Genomic DNA, 18,926 nt, shown 5'->3' on the forward strand with positions numbered 1-18,926 from the left:
TTGAAAAAGCTAACCATCACCAACATGAATGATTAACTATGCTTTCTTCTTTATTTTCACAGATGCCTTCCGCGCCAGCTGCGCCGACAGGGGCAGCGAGCACAAGTAAAAGTGGGGCCGGAGAACAGGTGGCAGGCGATGTGTCGTCATCTGGTGGTGAGGGCTTGGATTTTCTCCAAAGCCTGAAAAGCATTTTGAACGAAAGCACTCCCGAGCAGGCGAAGGATGCTAAATCCTCCGTGCAGTTACCCTCTTCCTCGGAGCACGATGAGGCAGTTTCTGGTGAAGTATCAGAAGATAGCGAGCTGATAGACGGTGAGGTTATTGATGGCATAACGGATGAGAGCGCGGTGGAGAGTGGCTCTGTACCGGGTGCGGAGAGTGAGTTGGCCGTTGAGGATACGTCGGCATTAGATGCCGAAAACGTCGATGAGGCCAATACACCATCTGATCTCAGTCAAGTGAGTGATGGCTTGAATGTACCGTCTTCCTCCGTGGGGGCGGCCAAAGCGGCAGATTTGAGCGTAGATAAAACAGCAGACGATTCTGATAGTACTGATGATGCAGAGCAGGCTGTTGCCGATGTGTTTGCGTTTTTGCAGCATCTATCAGCATCGAGCCGTCAGTTGGCCGATGGTGAAAGCGTGACGCAAAGCGATGTGGTGGCCGAAATCACACAAGCTGGTGATTCTCCTTCTGAATTCTCAATGCAGGCCAAGTTGCAGCTTAAAGGCAAGGATTTGCCGGATGGCCTGTCGCTATTTGCTGCGCAGGCAATGGTTGAAGAGGGGACAGGCGTGCCCGCCGAGAATCAGACAGATGTTGAGAATCCGGCTGATATTGATGCTTCCGCCGATGGGGATGCGTTGAGTGCTCTGTCTCGTCTGCTGTCGGGCAATTTTGTTTCCGATAAGGCGGTTAAGGGCGATCAGGCCGGTGATGATTCGGTTACTGGCAAAGACGTCGCTATAGGTAAAGAAGCGGCTGCCGGCAAAGGTACTGATATCAGCAAAGATGCAATTATCGGTAAAGAAGCAAGCACTGATAAAGAGTTAGCTGCCAAAATAGCAGCGTCCCAGTCGGCTGATGTTAAGGCGGTGGATAGCAAGGTGGCGGATGGCAAGGTGGCGGCACAAGCGGCCCCCGATACCGCGGCTAAGTCTGACTCAACGGTTTCGGCTGATCTTGAGCGGGCCCTTACCCGCCATAAGCAGCCTGCATTGGGGGGCGAAGCCCCAGTAACGTCTGATACTGCGGCAAATTCTCTGACGGCTGATGATATCTCATTGCTTGCAGGCGGTGCGGCTAAAGGCGAGCACATGATGGCCGATGCGACACTGGCCAAATCTGATGCCTCGTTGGCGACCCAGCATCTGACGGCATCTGGTGCAACGGGTTCGAACCGAATGTCAGCAGAATCAGGCCAAGTGGCCAATCAGCAACCGCCACTGCAACTGAGTGAATCTCAAGGGCATGATGAACTGGCTGAACGAGTGCAGGTGATGGTCTCCAAGAACTTGAAACACGTTGATATTCGCCTTGACCCACCAGAGCTTGGAAAGTTGCAAATCAAGTTGAGCGTTAACAACGATCAGGCCAATGTGCAGTTTACGGTAGCCAATGCGCAAGCTCGGGATTTGGTCGAGCATGCGATGCCAAGGTTGCGTGAAATGCTGGCTCAACAAGGCTTGCAGCTAGCTCAAGGCAGCGTACAGCAAGATGATGGCCGCCAGTCTGCGGGGCAGTTCCAGCAACAAGCCCAACAGCAGCAGGCTCAGCAGGGCGGAGCCGGTCAATCTGGTGGCCGCGGTCATGCTACAAACAGCGGCTTACCTTCTGGTGATGGTCAGCATAGCACTGCGGAACCTGCATCAATGTGGGTTAGCCAACCGGACGATGGAGTCGATTACTACGCCTAGTGCACATACTGTATATAGCGCGAGTGCTGAAAACGTAGGATTAAGACAGATATTAATGAACCCGTCATAATGGCGGGGGACACAATAGAGATGGCTCAGGAAATAAGCCGTGGTACAGAAGGGTTGAAAAATGGCAATTGATGCCAAGAAAGAAGAAAGAAAAAAACAGTTGATCGTGCTGGCATTTACCTTGCTGCTTATCGTTGTTGGTTCGATAGGTACTTGGGCTGTCTTGGAGAACAAGAAGGATGGCGCGCGTGAGATCATCATGGGCAGCAATGGGCGCGGTAGCGTAGAGAAGGCCGCGGATGTAGAAGGCGAAGCCTACTATGTTACCATCCCCCAACCCTTTATCTTTAACGTGCTGGGCGACAGCCAAGACCGGATGGTGCAGATTTCCGTCCAGCTGCTGGTGCGAGGGAAAAATAATGACCGTGTTGCTATCCAGCACCTGCCACTGATTGAAAGTACCTTGCTGCAAACATTTGGGGCGGCAACGGTCGAGCAACTTCGCAGCCCCAATGGCCGGACGGAGCTTAGCCGCTTGGCTAAGACCGCGCTGCAAAGCACACTGCTCAAAGTCTCGGGTCAGCAGGTTGTTGAGCGAGTTCTGTTTACTGGTTTTGTAATGCAATAGGTTCAACGTGAGTGATTTATTAACCCAGGATGAAATTGATGCTCTGCTTCATGGGGTCGATGATGTCGATGACAATGATAGTGGTGGAGAGTCGGGGGTAATTTCGTTTGATTTTTCCTCGCAGGACCGAATTGTTCGCGGGCGAATGCCCACCCTCGAGCTGATCAATGAACGCTTTGCCCGCCATATGCGAATTAGCCTGTTCAATCTGCTCAGGAAAACGGCCGAAGTCTCGATTAACGGCGTCCAGATGATTAAGTTCGGTGAGTACCAAAACTCGCTGTACGTACCTACCAGTCTTAACATGGTGCGCTTTCGTCCTCTGAAGGGAACGGGGCTGATCACGATGGAAGCTCGGTTGGTGTTCATTCTGGTGGAGAACTTTTTCGGCGGTGATGGCCGCTTCCACGCCAAGATTGAAGGCCGGGAATTCACCCCGACCGAACGACGCATCATCCAGATGCTGCTTAAGTTGATATTCGAAGATTACCGCGAGGCTTGGTCACCGGTGATGGGGGTTGAATTTGAGTACTTGGACTCAGAAGTAAACCCGACAATGGCGAATATTGTCAGCCCGACGGAAGTCATCGTGGTCAGTTCGTTCCATATCGAGCTCGATGGTGGTGGTGGTGATTTCCATATGGTGATGCCTTACTCGATGGTGGAGCCGATCCGCGAACTGCTTGATGCCGGTGTTCAGAGTGACAAGATGGATACCGATGTCCGCTGGAGCAAGGCGCTACGCGATGAGATCATGGATGTACCGGTTAACCTGCGAGCCAAGCTGCTTGATGTGGATTTGACTTTACGTGACTTGATGGAGCTTCAAGCCGGCGATGTGATCCCGATTGATCTCCCTGAGACGGCAACGGTCTTTGTCGAGGATTTGCCAACGTATCGAGCCAAGATGGGCCGTGCTGGTGATAATGTTGCCTTGAAGATTATTGAAAAAATGAAACGCCCTGATTTGGTTAAGAGCGACTTGTCGTTCCTTGACCGCGATGAGCTCAGCTCAGCGCTGCTCAATGCCAATCGGGATAGTTATGAAGAGAGTAGAACATAATGCAAAACGATCAAAAATCGGCTGATGATTGGGCAACGGCCCTTACTGAGCAAACTAACGATGAAGGCGCTCAGCCTGCTCCTCTTGAGGAGTTGATCGATGATGCTTCGCCAATCGGTGACGATGAGCGACGCAAGCTTGATACGATTTTGGATATTCCGGTGACGATCTCGATGGAGGTCGGCCGTACCCAGATCAGTATTCGTAACCTGCTGCAATTGAACCAAGGTTCGGTGGTTGAGCTTGACCGTTTGGCCGGTGAGTCTCTGGATGTCTTGGTCAACGGTACCTTGATCGCCCACGGTGAAGTGGTCGTGGTCAATGATAAGTTCGGTATTCGTTTGACTGATGTGATCAGCCAAACTGAACGTATTAAGAAACTGCGCTAAGGAGCGGGGATGAAGACCTTGGCGTTAGCGCTGTTGGCAACGCTTGCGATGCCGGCAGCTGCCGGAACCACAACCACAGCCGTCACCAATGCACCTGATTTGAACATAGCCACATCGGTGGCCTCTTTGATGCTGGTGTTGGTGATTATTGTGGTGTTGGCATGGCTGCTAAAGCGGATGCGATTACCGGGTGTTCAGGGCGGGCCTGGCGGCCTCAAGATCCTGCGCCAGATTGCGGTTGGCCAGCGTGAGCGGATCGTTCTGCTGCAGGTCGGCGAGGAGCAGATGGTGGTGGGGATCACTCAGCACAATATTTCGTTGCTGAGTAAACTCGATACCCCGTTGCAGCCTGATGAGACTGAGGGGGGGAATGATTTTGCCGCCCATCTGGGCAAGCTGATGGGCAAACATGGCAAACAATAATATGGCGGTTGTAGGTGTACCGGCAGGCTGGCAGATGCGTGTCAATCAATGGGTGGCAGTAGCGGTTTTGTTGCTGGCATTTATGTTTGTCGCGCCCAATAGCGCAATGGCGTCAGGTGATCTCTCTCAGAGTGTAACACTCAAAGAGATGCAGAACGAAGCGGGCTCGACCCAGATGAGTCTCACCAAGGGGGGCGGCGGTATCCCGGCGTTCTCGGTGACGGTCAACAAGGATGGTAGCGAAGACTACTCGGTTTCCTTGCAAATTCTGGCGATGATGACCGCGCTCGGCTTTTTGCCGGCGATGGTCATTCTGATGACCTCTTTTACCCGGATTGTGGTGGTGATGTCGATCCTGCGACAGGCAATGGGTTTACAGCAGACACCATCGAATCAGGTCATCATCGGCATCGCCTTGTTTCTGACCTTTTATATTATGTCGCCGGTGATCGACCAGATTAACGCCAAAGCCATTCAGCCGTATATCAATGAGCAGATCACAGCCGGTGCGGCACTCGAAGCGGCTCAGGATCCATTGCGGCAGTTTATGCTCAAGCAGACCCGGGTCAAGGATCTTGAAACCTTTGTCAATATGTCTGGTTCGACGGCGACGGATCCGCAACAGGTTCCGATGACAGTGCTCGTTCCGGCATTTGTGACTTCCGAGCTGAAAACGGCATTCCAGATCGGCTTTATGTTATTTCTGCCGTTTTTGATTATCGATTTGGTAGTTGCGTCGGTACTGATGGCGATGGGTATGATGATGCTGTCGCCGATGATTGTTTCGTTGCCGTTCAAGCTGATGTTGTTCGTGCTGGTTGATGGTTGGAACCTGATCTTGTCGACCCTTGCAGGGAGCTTTGGGACATGACCCCAGAAGCGTTTGTAGAAATTTTCCAAGAAGCCCTTTATATGGTGCTGATTATGGTTTGCGCCATTATCGTGCCGGGCTTGCTGATCGGGTTGGTGGTCGCGGTCTTTCAGGCGGCGACCTCAATCAACGAACAGACCCTCAGCTTTTTGCCTCGTTTGATTGTAACCTTGCTGGCGCTGATGTTTTTCGGCCACTTGATGACCCAGATGTTGATGGATTACTTCTTCCGAATTATCGAGCGCATTCCGCAGATCCTGTATTGAGCATGCCCGGATGAATTTCAGCTCTGCCTTGTTACTTGACTGGATCGCCAATTTTTTCTGGCCGCTGACCCGCATCTCCTCGATGATGATGGTCATGACCTTCTTCGGTGACCGATTTGTCTCGCCGAAATTGCGTTTGTACTTGGCGGTGGCGATCACGTTTGCCGTAATGCCGGTGCTGCCGAAGGTGCCGCAAGAGATTGCCCTGCTGTCTTTTCAGGGATTCTTGACCGTGGGGCAGCAGGTAATCATCGGTGTGGCGATGGGCTTTGTTACCCAGTTCGTCAGCCAAGTGTTTGTCTTGGTTGGTCAGATCTTGGGGATGCAGTCTAGTATCGGTTTTGCCTCGATGATCGATCCGGCCAATGGTCAGAATACGCCAGTATTGGGCCAGTTCTATATGATGCTGTCAGTGATGTTGTTTTTGGCATCTGACGGTCATTTGGCCCTGCTTCAGATGGTAGTGATGAGTTTTCAGACGTTGCCGATCGGCAAGGCGATGCTTCAGCCCCAGCATTTCTATGAGTTGGCCGGCTGGTTCGGGATTATGTTTAAGCTCAGTCTTAATATTTCACTGGCGGGTATTATTGCCCTACTGACGGTTAACCTCTCTTTCGGGGTCATGACCCGTGCAGCCCCGCAGTTGAACATATTCTCGCTGGGCTTTTCGTTTGCCCTGCTGCTTGGTTTTGTGATCAGCTGGTTTCTGGTGGCGGGTATCTTGCCCCAGTATGAGAATGCCTGGACGCTGGGCGTTGGGCAAATTTGCAGTTTGATTGGGGTGGACTGTTAACCGTCCGATATTCACCGGAATACCGCAAGCATCATCAAAACGGGGAAGCATCAGCTTCCCCGTTCGTTTATATATTTACTATCAATTGAGATTAATTGAGTTTGAAGCGGCTGATTAGCTGATCTAAGTCGGTGACCTTTTGCTCTAGCTGGGTAACGGCGCTGTCGCTGTCTTTGCTGAGATCAAGGGAACGGCTGGCAATATCGTTAATGAAGGTGATATCGGTGGCAATTTCTCGGGTCACGGCAGATTGCTCTTCGGTTGCGGTGGCGATGGTATTGATCATGCCTTGAACCTGGCTGGTGCTGGTGACAATTTGCTCGAGGGCGGCAACCGCGCCGTGGCTCTCGTTGACGCCATTTTCCACTTGTTGGCAGCTGTCTGAGGTATAGCTGACCGCTTCGGCCATCCCGGTCTGAATCGTTTGGATGATCCCTGCGACTTCTTGGGTTGCCTTGGTTGTGCGTTCGGCCAGCGCTCTGACTTCATCGGCAACGACGGCAAAGCCACGGCCGAACTCTCCGGCTCGGGCTGCTTCGATGGCGGCATTGAGAGCCAGCAGGTTAGTCTGCGCGGCGATATCCTCGATAACTCGGATAACGCTGCCAATTTTTTCGCTGTTGGCATCAAGCTGTTCGATATTGGTGGACATTGCCTGCATCTGGACAGACACGCGTTGGATGCTATCGACCATAGTGACGATGGTGCTCCGGCCATCGACGGCTGCCAGTTCTGACTGCTGGGCATGTTCGGCCGTGGTGTGCGTTTGCTCCGCAACCTCAGTAATGGTCAGTGTTAGCTCTTCTGAGGCCGTCGCGATCAGGTTGGCTTTTTCAGCTTGCTGTGCTGTACCTTCGACGATATGGCGGCTGGCCTCGGTCAAGGTTGTCGTGGTTGATTGAATATCGTTTGATACCGAGGCGATCGCACTGATAAGGCTGACCAATGAGTTCTGCATTTGGGAAATCGAATTCCCTAGCGTGGTTAACTCATCATTTCCGCTTATTGTCAGTGGCGGTAGTGACAGATTACCCGCGGCGACTTGTTGCGCAATGTGGTTGAGGCTTTCTAAGCGGCTAGTGATTGATCGTGCCAGTAAGTAAGCTATTAAGCAGCCAGCGCTAAAAGCAGCTAGGGTCAGCAAGAACATAGTCATTTCAATGGTTTCTAATGAATGTTCAAGCGTGTTTAGGCCATTTTGGGCTTCGGTGCGCTGGGCATTTGAGGCAATATCCAGCACGTCTTCTAGTAAAAATAGGGTGGATTTGTCGATTTTTTCCAAATTGGCAAATAGGTTGTCTACTGACGCAATACCGATTGCCGGAATGATCTGTTGTTCGAATTGGGATGTGAAAGCGGTGAAATGCTGGCGGATGAGATTCAGCCTGCGAATATCAGCTGGAACGCCACTTTTGATTTTTTCGAGTCTGATGAAAGCATCGAAAAACTGCTGTTTGTTTGACTCGTAATCGGCAATAGAACTTTTATCTCCGTTAATAGCCAGTAATGCATCGCGGTGAACATCACCAGCATCATCAATGAGGGATAAGTAGAGCTGGAGGCTAAGGGTGTCGTCTAGGCGAACTTTTTCGGCGATACGATGGGAGCGGTAAACTTCATAACCGCTGATGGCGACGGTGAGTACCATGATCATCAGTACGCTGAGAAAGCCAGCGTAAAGTTTGTGTTTTACAGTGTGCATAGTATGTACAGCCTGTCGTTCGTAGAAAGCTTAAAAAAGGGATCATAACGACACAGCGTACGAATTACTTAATAGGAATTGTGCAAAACAGTGCTTATTTTGTTGTTTTAGAGATAGCAAAGGATTGCTCTTGAAAAAGACGTCTTCCTGATGGGTCATGAATACCTCAAATTCTCACAGTATGAGATGTTAAATAACCGTGTTGTATTTGTTGGTGGTATTTTCTTTGCAACGAACTTAAAAGACAGGTATCGGTAATGCGCCTAAATAGCGTTGAATAGCCGTATCTTGTGGATATAATAGCGCCAACGAATAGGGTAGTCGGTAAAAGCCGAACTGAGAGATTATGTCAGACAGTGACGGGCAGGAACGTACCGAAGAAGCCACGCCCCGAAGGCTTGAGCAGGCGCGGGAAAAGGGGCAAGTACCGCGCTCAAGAGAATTAGCTTCAGCGGCCGTATTGGTGGCCGGCGCCGTGAGCCTGATGTGGTTCGGGGAATCGCTGGCTACCAGTATGGCCCAAATGATGACCAAGTTGTTTTCCCTGTCACGGGAGGATGTGTTTGACCTTAATCGACTGTTCGCGGCGATGGGGGCGGCTGTCTGGCATGTGATTGGACCGTTATTTATTGTGCTGGCCTTTTTGTTTATCGCTGCAACGCTGGGGGCGATTGGGCTTGGCGGCGTGCAGTTTTCGACAGAGGCTGCAATGCCGAAGATGTCGAAGCTCAGTCCGCTTAATGGTCTCAAGCGGATGGTTGGTAAGCAGAGCTTGGTTGAGTTGGTTAAATCGATTCTTAAAGTGTCATTGGTCTGTGGTGTGGCATTTATTTTGTTGCGTGCCAGCCTCACGGATCTGTTTCAGCTTACTGTAGAGGTTTATCCTCAGAATATTTTCCATGCGCTCGATATATTATTGCGCTTTGTTTTGCTCATTTGTTGTTCTTTATTGGTTGTTGTGGCGATCGATGTACCATATCAAATGTGGTCGCACAGTCAGCAATTAAAAATGACCAAGCAGGAAATCAAAGACGAATATAAAGATAGTGAAGGTAAACCCGAGGTCAAAGGCCGGATCAGGATGCTTCAGCGTGAAATGGCTCAGCGCCGGATGATGGCCGATGTGCCGACCGCCGATGTTGTTGTGACAAACCCTGAGCACTTCTCGGTGGCTTTGCGTTATGATCCTGAAATTGATTCCGCACCTGTTGTTGTTGCTAAGGGAACGGACTTCATGGCGCTGAAAATACGTGAAATAGCCAATGAGCACAGTATTGATATTGTGCAGGCGCCACCGCTAGCCCGTGCTATTTACCATACGACGGAGATTGAACAGCAAGTGCCCGACGCGCTGTTTACTGCCGTAGCGCAGGTGTTGGCTTATATTTTCCAATTGAAGCAGTACCGTAAAGGCCAAGGGCGCAAGCCTGTCCTATCTAAGGACGCGAACAAGATCCCAACAGGCTACCAGTATTAATCTCTTTTCTGGATAGTGAGTCGTCAAAATATTGACGGTATTTTTTCGAAAGACTTATTGGGAATATTTTTATCAATAAGTAGGTGGTTAATTGACCTAAACACTCACTTTCGAATTGGGTTTATTTCTTTTTAAACATATGCCGTTAGAATAGCGGCTTGAATAACGCTAAGCACCAAGCAGTATTAAATGAAACTTTCAGTTCCTTTTGCCGATAAGCTCCCGCTTTCTCGCCTGCAGTCGATGCCTGCCATTGGCGCCCCTGTCATCGTTCTTTCAGCATTGGCAATGGTGGTATTGCCAATGCCGCCGGTGCTGCTTGATATGGCGTTCTCTTTCAATATCGCACTCGCGCTCGTGGTGTTGCTGGTGACGGTATATACCCGCCGCCCACTCGATTTTGCCGCATTCCCGACCGTGCTGCTGATTTCGACCTTGCTCCGCCTCGCGCTGAACGTTGCGTCGACGCGAGTCGTTCTGCTATACGGCCATGAAGGGCCGGGGGCCGCCGGTCAGGTGATTGATGCGTTCGGTTCAGTGGTAATTGGCGGTAACTATGCCGTCGGTCTGGTTGTCTTCCTTATCTTGATGATCATTAACTTCATGGTTGTTACCAAAGGTGCCGGCCGTATTTCTGAAGTGAGCGCCCGTTTTACCCTTGATGCCTTGCCGGGTAAGCAGATGGCGATTGATGCCGATTTGAATGCCGGTCTGATTGACCAAGAGCAGGCGCGTACCCGCCGTGGCGAAGTGACCAAGGAAGCTGACTTCTACGGTTCGATGGACGGTGCCTCGAAGTTCGTAAAAGGTGATGCCATTGCCGGTATCCTGATCCTGTTTATCAACATCATCGGTGGTTTGGTGATCGGTATTGGTCAGCATGGTCTTGGTTTTGGCGAAGCGTTGCAGATTTATAGCCTGTTGACCATCGGTGACGGTCTGGTTGCTCAGATCCCTTCATTGTTGTTGTCAATTGCCGCTGCGATGTTGGTGACTCGTCAAAATACCGACGAAGACATGGGCCAGCAGATGATCTTCCAGATGTTCAACAACCCGCAGGCGTTGGTGATCACCGGGGTGATTTTGTTTGTCATGGGTATCGTACCGGGTATGCCGCATATCCCGTTCCTGTTGCTAGCAGCACTGATCGGCGCGGGGGCGTACTGGCGAATCAAGAAAGCCGAACAGCTCGCCAAAGCCGAAGCTGAGGCGCCAGCGACCGAATTGGCCGTGCAGCCCGCCCAAAAAGAACTGTCGTGGGAGGATGTCCAGCCGGTGGATACCATCGGTCTTGAAGTGGGCTACCGTTTGATCCCTATGGTGGACAAAGAGCAGGGCGGTGAACTGCTTGAACGCGTCAAGGGTGTCCGTAAGAAGCTGTCACAAGACTTTGGCTTTTTGATCCCACCAGTTCATATCCGCGATAACTTAGAGCTGCCGCCAAACACTTACCGTATCAGCCTGATGGGGGTCGCGTGCGGTGAAGCCCATATCCATCCGAATATGGAACTGGCCATTAACCCGGGCCAGGTATTTGGCAGCATTGATGGTGAAGTGACCTTGGATCCGGCCTTCGGCCTGGAGGCGGTGTGGATCACTCAGTCTCAGCGAGAGCATGCTCAGGCACTGGGTTATACCGTGGTTGACTCGGCGACCGTACTGGCAACCCACTTGAGCCAAATCCTGACCAACTGTGCCGCTCAATTGATTGGCCATGAAGAGGTTCAGAACCTGCTTGAATTGTTGGGCCAGAGTACGCCTAAGCTGGTTGAAGGGTTTGTGCCTGATCAGATGCCGCTGGGTGTGGTGGTGAAGGTGCTGCAGAACCTGCTTCATGAAGAGATCCCAATCCGAGATATCCGCACTATTGTCCAGACATTGTCTGAGTACTCCACTAAGAGTCAAGATCCTGACATTTTGACGGCTGCCGTACGTATTAGCTTGAAACGACTTATCTGCCAAGAAATCAATGGTATAGAACCAGAATTGCCGGTTATCACACTTGTCCCAGAGTTGGAACAAATTTTGCATAAAACCATGCAGTCATCCGGTGGTGAATCCACTGGTATTGAACCTGGTCTTGCAGAACGTCTACAGCGCTCATTGACCGAAGCCACCCAGCAGCAAGAGCTCAAGGGTGAGCCTGCTGTCCTGTTGACATCAGGCATGTTGCGCTCGACGCTGGCCAAGTTCGTCAAGAACACAATCCCTTCGCTGCGGGTACTCTCTTATCAGGAGATACCGGATGAGAAGCAGATTCGTATTGTTCACGCCGTCGGTAACCAATAACCCGTAGTGCCTGTGATAAACGGGACAATCGCAAGCTGGTACAGGCCAGCCGTGCTAGTGCGCACCGTTGCGTGATAAGTCGAGATTACAACTTTGAAGATTAAACGATTTTTTGCAAAGGATATGCGAGCCGCCTTGAGCCAAGTGAAGGAAGAGCTCGGGGCTGACGCGGTTATCATGTCAAACAAGAAGGTCAATGGCGGCGTCGAGATTGTCGCTGCCGTTGATGCCGAAGCGCCTAGCTTATCGTCGCCAGCGTCCTCCTCAAACCGACAGGGGCTGGCAGAAAGCCTAGGGCAAGCCAAACGAAAATTGGCTGACGATAAGGTGCAGCTGCAACAAAGTGGCGGTCGTTTTGCCAATGTACTAAACCGCTTTGCCCGTAATGACAGTGCCGACGCTGGCACAGAGGCTGAAAGTGAAGCTGACTCACTGTCGGCCTTGCTCAAGCGGCAGTCCCAGCACCGCGATCAGCCCGCGCGCCATCAGGAGATGTCTCGTCTTGCCGACCATCATGGGCAGGAGCGCGGTAATGAACGCCAGTCGCGGGGGTATGAGCCTCGTGATAGCCGTTATGACGACCATGAGGGTTGGGCTGGCAAGCCCCAGCAGCCGTCGCGTCAAGGCTATAACTCACCACGTAGTCAACGGGGCTCTCACGGCATGGATTCAGGGGACTATCGCTATTCATCAGCGCAACCGGAAATGAATAGCCGCCATGATGAGTACTCAGCTTCCGCTGCGGCAGAAACTAGCCGTGGCAGCCAGTTTGGCGGTAACCGCCTTGATCCGTCGCGCTATGATGCCAATTCGGCTAGCCAGAACTTCGATGAAATAGCCTCAATGCGTCATGAGCTGGTATCGCTTCGCCGCCTGCTTGAACATCAGGTATCAGGCTTGATGTGGCAAGAGGTCGAACGTCGTGAGCCGATGCGGGCGATGATGATCAAACGCTTGGAGAAAATGGGCTTGTCGCCGGAACTTGCGGATCAGCTAGCTTGTTATATCCCGGAAGATGTCCCTGCCAATGAGGCATGGCCGGCACTGCTTGACCTTCTCGCTGACCAGTTGGTGATCAGCGACGACAGTATTTTGAAGCTCGGCGGTGTCGTTGCACTGCTGGGGCCGACCGGTGTCGGCAAAACGACGACGATTGCCAAGTTGGCCGCCCGTGCCGCGATGGAGTTTGGTCCGGAGCAAATTGCTTTGGTCACCACGGACACTTTCCGTATCGGTGCCCACGAACAATTGGCCACATATGGTCGAATTATGGGCTGTCCGGTCCGCGTTGCTAAAGATGCAGAGGAACTGGCCGATATTCTACATCAGTTGCGTCATCGTCGGTTGATTTTGCTTGATACGGCCGGGATGGGGCAGCGCGACATTCGATTGTCGGTACAGCTTGATACTTTGATGCAAAACAGCGGGTCGAAAATTCGCAGCTTTTTGGTTCTCCCTGCCACGGCACAGCGTCGGGTGCTTCAAGAAACTATTGAACATTTTCGCCGTATCCCGTTATCGGGCTGTGTGCTGACCAAACTGGATGAGTCACTCAGTCTTGGCGAGGTGATTTGTGCTGCAATCCAGCATGCGTTACCGGTCGCCTATTTGGCTGATGGGCAGCGGGTGCCGGAAGACATCAAGGTTGCGACAGGGAATTACCTTGTTGCCCGGGCTAATGAACTACTAGAACAAGAGTTAAGTGAGCAGTCCCATTTCTGGGCTAGCGATAGCTCTGATGATCAAGCCGCAGATTTTTATGATTGAGAACAGCATGTATGATCAAGCTAGCGGCCTGCGCCGTATGACACAGCTAACCTCTACCAAGGTGATCACGGTTACTGGCGGCAAGGGAGGCGTGGGAAAAACCAATGTTGCTCTAAATATGGCAATTGCCATGGCACGTGAGGGAAAACGTGTAATGGTGCTTGATGCCGATCTTGGTCTTGCTAATGTCGATGTGATGCTGGGCCTGCGTGTAGGGCGAAATTTATCGCATGTTCTGGCCGGTATGTGCGATCTCAAAGACATCGTGGTCGAAGGGCCGCATGGGGTGAAAATCATCCCCGCGTCATCGGGCACCCAAGGTATGGCTGAGCTCACATCGGCTCAGCATATGGGTTTGATCCGCGCTTTCAGCAACCTTGAGGACGATATCGATGTGTTGCTGGTTGATACTGCGGCCGGTATTTCCGATATGGTGTTGAGCTTTTCGCGTGCAGCTCAAGATGTACTGGTGGTGGTGTGCGACGAGCCGACGTCAATCACCGATGCTTATGCGATGATCAAGATTCTCAGCCGCGAATATGATGTACAGCGCTTTAAGATTGTTGCCAATATGGTGCGCAGCTATCGTGAAGGGCGCGATTTGTTTGCCAAGTTGACTCGGGTAACCGAGCGCTTTTTGAATGCCAATCTTGAATTGGTAGCCTGTATCCCTCTTGACGATCGTGTTCGTCAGGCGGTGAAGTGCCAGCGGGTAGTTGTGGATGCTTTCCCACGCAGTCCCGCATCGTTGGCGATGACATCGCTGGCTAACAAGGCCTGTTCTTGGCCTGTGCCGCAAAACCCGAGTGGACATCTGGAATTTTTTGTCGAGCGTCTACTGGTAAAACGAACAGCAAAAGAGGTAGTGGCCTGTGAATAAGGCGTTGGCATATGGATATCAACCGAGCCCGCAAGCCTTTATTGAGCGTTATTCCTCGTTGGTGAAGCGGATAGCCCACCACCTAATGGCACGTTTGCCACCAAACGTGCTGCTAGAAGATTTGATTCAGGCCGGGATGATCGGCCTGCTTGAAGCCCAGCAGAATTATGATCCGAGCAAAGGGGCCAGTTTTGAAACCTTTGCCGGGATCCGGATTCGTGGCGCGATGCTTGATGATATCCGGCGCGGCGATTGGGTGCCGCGCTCTGTATACAAGAACAGCCGCCGGATCACCGAAGCACTGGCGATATTGGAAGGCCAACTGGGGCGAGATCCTAATGATCAGGAGATCGCCGAGTATCTTGAAATGACGCTCGACCAGTATTATCAGGTCCTCAATGATGTCAATTGTGGGAGGTTGATCGGCATAGATGATATCGGAGTTTCCGAAGATGCAGTGGCAAATGAGGAATCTCTCGAAGAAAATCTTCCATTTCAGGGGGTTGTAGATGATAATTTTCGCCATTCGCTGGCGGAGGCCATCAAAACCTTACCTGAGCGGGAAGCTTTGGTCTTGTCTCTTTATTACGACGAAGAGTTGAATCTTAAAGAGATCGGGGCCGTTATTGGGGTAAGTGAATCCCGGATTTGCCAGATACATAGTCAGGCGATGCAACGATTGCGGTCCAAGCTCAAAGCGTGGACTGTGTGATAACCATTAAACAAAACACTGCGACCTCAGTGGAGGCAACTTTGAACAAAAACATGAGAATCCTGATTGTCGATGACTTCTCGACAATGCGCCGTATTGTTAAGAACTTGCTGCGTGACTTGGGTTTCAACAATACCCACGAGGCGGATGACGGATTGACGGCATTACCATTGCTGAAAAAAGGTGATTTTGATTTCGTCGTGACTGACTGGAACATGCCAGGCATGCAAGGTATCGATCTGCTTAAGTACATCCGTGCCGATGCGGAGCTTCGTCATCTACCTGTTCTGATGATTACTGCAGAAGCCAAGCGTGAGCAGATCATTGAAGCTGCGCAGGCTGGCGTAAACGGTTATATCGTTAAGCCATTTACTGCTGCAACGTTGAAAGAGAAGCTGGATAAGATTTTCGAACGTATGCAGTAAGACTGCCGGGCATAAGGATAATAACAACAATGATTACACTTGATCAGGCAAAGCAGCTTGTCAGCATGCTAGAGGAAGGCAATCAGGATGATGCCAATGCCATGCTGAATCGTCTAGTGTCCGATAACCGTGATCCGGTACTTGCAGAAGTCGGCAAGTTAACTCGCCAGCTTCATGATTCGCTGGTTGATTTCCGCCTTGATCCACGTATTTGTGATATTGCAAAAACAGAGATCCCCGATGCCCGTGACCGTCTAAGTTTCGTGATTGATAAAACGGAAGCGGCGGCCAATAAAACAATGGATGCGGTTGATAGTATTCAACCGCTGGCCGAACAATTGGGCGAGACATTAGAACAGGTTCATCCACGTTGGCAGCGCCTGATGGGTGGGCAAATCGCACTTGAGGAATTCAAGTCGCTTTGCCATGACATCGAGGGACTGCTCACTCAGGTCGAGAGTGACAGTACCGTGTTGCGTAGCCAGTTGACAGAAATACTCATGGCACAGGATTTCCAGGACTTGACCGGGCAGATTATCCGCCGGGTTATTGAACTGGTTCACGAAGTGGAAGATCAATTAGTCGAAATCCTCAAGGCATTTGGCATGGAGCAGGAAGACCGTACAGAACTGTTGCGAGAGCAACGCGTACTGTCGCCGGAAGGTCCAATCGTCAATAGCGAAGTTCGTGAGGATGTGATGTCAACTCAAGATGACGTTGATGACTTGTTGTCGAGCTTAGGATTTTAGGGGAATGTTATGAGCTTTGATTTAGACGAAGATATCCTGCAGGACTTTTTGATCGAAGCCGGGGAAATTCTGGAGTTGCTGTCTGAGCAGTTAGTAGAGCTTGAACGCAGCCCAGAGAACGCGGATTTGCTAAATGCAATATTTCGTGGGTTCCATACGGTAAAAGGCGGTGCGGGTTTCCTTTCGCTGACCGAATTGGTTGAGGCCTGTCACGGCGCAGAAAACATTTTCGACCTACTTCGTACAGGTAAGCGCAGTGTGACGCCTGAGTTGATGGATGTGATCCTCGAAGCATTGGATACCATCAACGTGATGTTTGGTCAGGTACAGGATCGCGAGCCAGTCGAGGCGGCGGATCCAGCGTTGCTTGATGCCTTGCATCGTTTCAGCCAGCCACCGACAGCGGAAGAATTGGCGCAATCAGCACCGGTTGTTGAAGCTGCTGCTCCTGTGGTAGACGTTCCGGCGCCTGTCGCTGTGGAGATGCCGCCAGCCGCTCCGGAAGTGGTATCGAATGATGCCCCTGCCGTTATGGATGAGCAGGCTCAGCATGCGATTGCCGGTGATTCCGTGGATGACATCACTCAGGATGAATTCGAACGTCTACTTGATGAGCTTCATGGCATGGGCAAGGGGCCATCAGCCGAGTCTGATGCCGCGATCGAACCTGCACTGGGTGCAGCTGCTTCGGTAATGCCATCGCAGGGTAGTGCTTCTGGCGATATTATCAGCCAAATCCAAACTGAAAGCGGTGATATTACCGATGATGAATTTGAGCGCTTGCTCGATGAATTGCACGGTACAGGTAAAGCTCCGGGCGCGGATGACTCAGTGATCCCTGCGGCTTCGGCAACAGTGACTGACACTGTTAAGCCTCAATCGCCAGTTGTTTCAAACCCAGTGTCAGCTGCAGCATCAGGTGATGATGACCTGATGACTGATGACGAGTTTGAACGCCTGCTTGACGAATTGCATGGTGCTGGTAAAGGGCCTGCGGCTGAAGAGCTGGAAATGGCCACCATGACGGTTGCCGAGATGATCGGTAACGACAGTGCCGATGCCCAGCTTGATAGCCTAGTGGCTGACTTGGCCGCGGCTGCATCTCAAGAGCCGGCGGTTGAGCCGATTGAAATTCCGCCATCAATGATGGCAGCTGTGGCGCAGTCTACAGCGCAAGCAGCACCGGAACGTCGTGCCAAGCCTGCAGCAGGTAAGGAGAGGGCGAAGGCCGGTGATGCAACAGTTCGTGTTGATACCTCTACGCTCGATACCATCATGAACATGGTCGGTGAGCTGGTATTGGTGCGTAACCGCCTAGTCAGCCTTGGTCTGAACAGCAACGACGAAGAAATGTCGAAGGCTGTCTCCAACCTTGACGTGGTGACTGCTGACTTGCAGGGCGCGGTGATGAAGACCCGGATGCAGCCAATCAAGAAAGTATTCGGCCGCTTCCCTCGTGTGGTACGCGATCTTGCCCGTAGCCTGAAAAAAGACATCGTGCTGGAATTGCGCGGTGAGGAAACCGATCTCGACAAGAACCTGGTAGAGGCTCTGGCCGATCCATTGGTTCACTTGGTGCGAAACTCGGTTGACCACGGTATTGAAATGCCTGAGGTGCGCGAAAAAGCCGGTAAACCGCGAGTAGGTACCGTTCTGCTTTCCGCCTCACAGGAAGGTGACCATATCCTGTTGACTATCGAAGATGATGGCGGCGGTATGGACCCAGACAAACTGCGCTCGATTGCGGTTGAGCGTGGGGTGATGGATACCGATGCGGCATCGCGCCTGACGGATACCGAGTGCTATAACTTGATCTTTGCCCCTGGCTTCTCGACCAAGAAAGAGATCTCCGATATTTCTGGTCGCGGCGTTGGCATGGACGTGGTGAAAACCGGTATCAGCCAGCTTAACGGTTCGATTTCTATCGATTCCGCACTAGGTAAAGGTACTCGGATTGACATCAAGGTACCGTTGACGCTTGCTATCTTGCCAACCCTGATGGTGGGCGTGGCCAAGCAGCCATTCGCTTTGCCGTTGGCGAGTGTGAATGAGATTTTCCACCTTGACCTGCGCAAGACCAATTTGGTTGACGGTCAGTTGACCATTATCGTGCGCGACAAGGCCATTCCGCTGTTCTATCTCCAGGACTGGCTATGCGGTGTTGGCTTGCCAAAACGCGAGCGAGACCATGGCCACGTAGTGATTGTTCAGATTGGCCACCAGCGTATTGGTTTTGTGGTTGATACCTTGATTGGTCAGGAAGAAGTGGTAATCAAGCCGCTGGACGAATTGCTGCAGGGCACCCCGGGCATGGCGGGTGCGACGATCACCAGCGATGGTCATATCGCCCTTATCCTAGATGTGCCTAACTTGCTTAAGCACTATGCCGGGCGCTAAGGCCTGCTGAGTGTCGGATCCGATCGGATCTGGCGCGTTATGCCCAGGCGCTTAGCCTTCTGCTAGCCAACCTGCCGGAATACCGGCAGGTTGACTAGGCATTCATAGAAAAGCGTCTTTGTCGTTTATTCTCAGCTTATAGTTGCAACCCGACGCACTTGATATCA

At 51.7% G+C, this 18,926-nt stretch carries 17 protein-coding genes; 16 read left to right on the forward strand and 1 reads right to left on the reverse strand.

What is annotated here, in order from left to right; translation table 11 throughout:
* Nucleotides 1-38: 38 nt before the first annotated feature.
* From ACSF8X_RS06450 to fliR, 8 genes are all read left to right on the forward strand, one after another.
* Nucleotides 39-1,919, forward strand: a complete 1,881-nt coding sequence (locus ACSF8X_RS06450) for a flagellar hook-length control protein FliK (protein ID WP_500850946.1) — start codon at nt 39-41, stop codon at nt 1,917-1,919.
* A gap of 130 nt (nt 1,920-2,049) precedes the next feature.
* Nucleotides 2,050-2,556: a flagellar basal body-associated FliL family protein gene (locus tag ACSF8X_RS06455; RefSeq protein ID WP_500850947.1), complete on the forward strand. Its 507-nt coding sequence runs from the start codon at nt 2,050-2,052 to the stop codon at nt 2,554-2,556.
* A gap of 7 nt (nt 2,557-2,563) precedes the next feature.
* Complete coding sequence (gene fliM, locus ACSF8X_RS06460) at nt 2,564-3,619, forward strand: flagellar motor switch protein FliM (RefSeq protein WP_500850948.1); 1,056 nt, start codon at nt 2,564-2,566, stop codon at nt 3,617-3,619.
* Nucleotides 3,619-4,008: a flagellar motor switch protein FliN gene (gene fliN, locus ACSF8X_RS06465; protein ID WP_047878731.1), complete on the forward strand. Its 390-nt coding sequence runs from the start codon at nt 3,619-3,621 to the stop codon at nt 4,006-4,008. Before fliM ends, fliN begins: the two co-directional genes overlap by 1 nt.
* 9 nt (nt 4,009-4,017) lie before the next feature.
* Nucleotides 4,018-4,431: a flagellar biosynthetic protein FliO gene (gene fliO, locus ACSF8X_RS06470; protein ID WP_047878730.1), complete on the forward strand. Its 414-nt coding sequence runs from the start codon at nt 4,018-4,020 to the stop codon at nt 4,429-4,431.
* 82 nt (nt 4,432-4,513) lie between these two features.
* Complete coding sequence (fliP, locus tag ACSF8X_RS06475; RefSeq protein WP_047878906.1) at nt 4,514-5,302, forward strand: flagellar type III secretion system pore protein FliP; 789 nt, start codon at nt 4,514-4,516, stop codon at nt 5,300-5,302.
* Nucleotides 5,299-5,568, forward strand: a complete 270-nt coding sequence (fliQ, locus tag ACSF8X_RS06480) for a flagellar biosynthesis protein FliQ (RefSeq protein ID WP_047878729.1) — start codon at nt 5,299-5,301, stop codon at nt 5,566-5,568. Before fliP ends, fliQ begins: the two co-directional genes overlap by 4 nt.
* A gap of 10 nt (nt 5,569-5,578) precedes the next feature.
* The gene (gene fliR / locus ACSF8X_RS06485) at nt 5,579-6,361 is read left to right on the forward strand and encodes a flagellar biosynthetic protein FliR (RefSeq protein WP_500850949.1); all 783 of its coding nucleotides are present in this window, start codon (nt 5,579-5,581) and stop codon (nt 6,359-6,361) included.
* 91 nt (nt 6,362-6,452) lie between these two features.
* On the opposite strand, the gene ACSF8X_RS06490 is transcribed toward fliR, so the two are convergent.
* Entirely contained in the window at nt 6,453-8,063 is a 1,611-nt protein-coding gene (locus ACSF8X_RS06490; RefSeq protein WP_500850950.1) for a methyl-accepting chemotaxis protein, read from the reverse strand.
* Between the two features lie 346 nt (nt 8,064-8,409).
* Here ACSF8X_RS06490 and flhB point away from each other — a divergent pair, with 346 nt between their 5' ends.
* From flhB to ACSF8X_RS06530, 8 genes are all read left to right on the forward strand, one after another.
* On the forward strand, nt 8,410-9,540 hold the full coding sequence (flhB, locus tag ACSF8X_RS06495) for a flagellar biosynthesis protein FlhB (RefSeq protein ID WP_047878726.1): 1,131 nt from the start codon (nt 8,410-8,412) through the stop codon (nt 9,538-9,540).
* A 189-nt stretch (nt 9,541-9,729) separates the two neighbouring features.
* Complete coding sequence (gene flhA, locus ACSF8X_RS06500) at nt 9,730-11,829, forward strand: flagellar biosynthesis protein FlhA (protein WP_047878725.1); 2,100 nt, start codon at nt 9,730-9,732, stop codon at nt 11,827-11,829.
* 93 nt (nt 11,830-11,922) lie between these two features.
* On the forward strand, nt 11,923-13,596 hold the full coding sequence (gene flhF, locus ACSF8X_RS06505) for a flagellar biosynthesis GTPase FlhF (RefSeq protein ID WP_500850951.1): 1,674 nt from the start codon (nt 11,923-11,925) through the stop codon (nt 13,594-13,596).
* On the forward strand, nt 13,589-14,476 hold the full coding sequence (locus tag ACSF8X_RS06510) for a MinD/ParA family protein (RefSeq protein WP_047878905.1): 888 nt from the start codon (nt 13,589-13,591) through the stop codon (nt 14,474-14,476). Before flhF ends, ACSF8X_RS06510 begins: the two co-directional genes overlap by 8 nt.
* Nucleotides 14,469-15,188: an RNA polymerase sigma factor FliA gene (locus ACSF8X_RS06515; protein ID WP_047878723.1), complete on the forward strand. Its 720-nt coding sequence runs from the start codon at nt 14,469-14,471 to the stop codon at nt 15,186-15,188. Before ACSF8X_RS06510 ends, ACSF8X_RS06515 begins: the two co-directional genes overlap by 8 nt.
* A gap of 53 nt (nt 15,189-15,241) precedes the next feature.
* Nucleotides 15,242-15,613 (forward strand): chemotaxis response regulator CheY, encoded by a 372-nt coding sequence (cheY, locus tag ACSF8X_RS06520; RefSeq protein ID WP_047878904.1) that lies wholly within the window; start codon nt 15,242-15,244, stop codon nt 15,611-15,613.
* Between the two features lie 29 nt (nt 15,614-15,642).
* Nucleotides 15,643-16,362, forward strand: coding sequence for a protein phosphatase CheZ (locus ACSF8X_RS06525; protein WP_047878722.1), 720 nt, complete (start codon nt 15,643-15,645; stop codon nt 16,360-16,362).
* A gap of 9 nt (nt 16,363-16,371) precedes the next feature.
* On the forward strand, nt 16,372-18,759 hold the full coding sequence (locus ACSF8X_RS06530; RefSeq protein ID WP_500850952.1) for a chemotaxis protein CheA: 2,388 nt from the start codon (nt 16,372-16,374) through the stop codon (nt 18,757-18,759).
* The last annotated feature ends 167 nt before the right edge of the window (nt 18,760-18,926 follow it).

This window comes from Photobacterium panuliri (genome assembly GCF_059920555.1).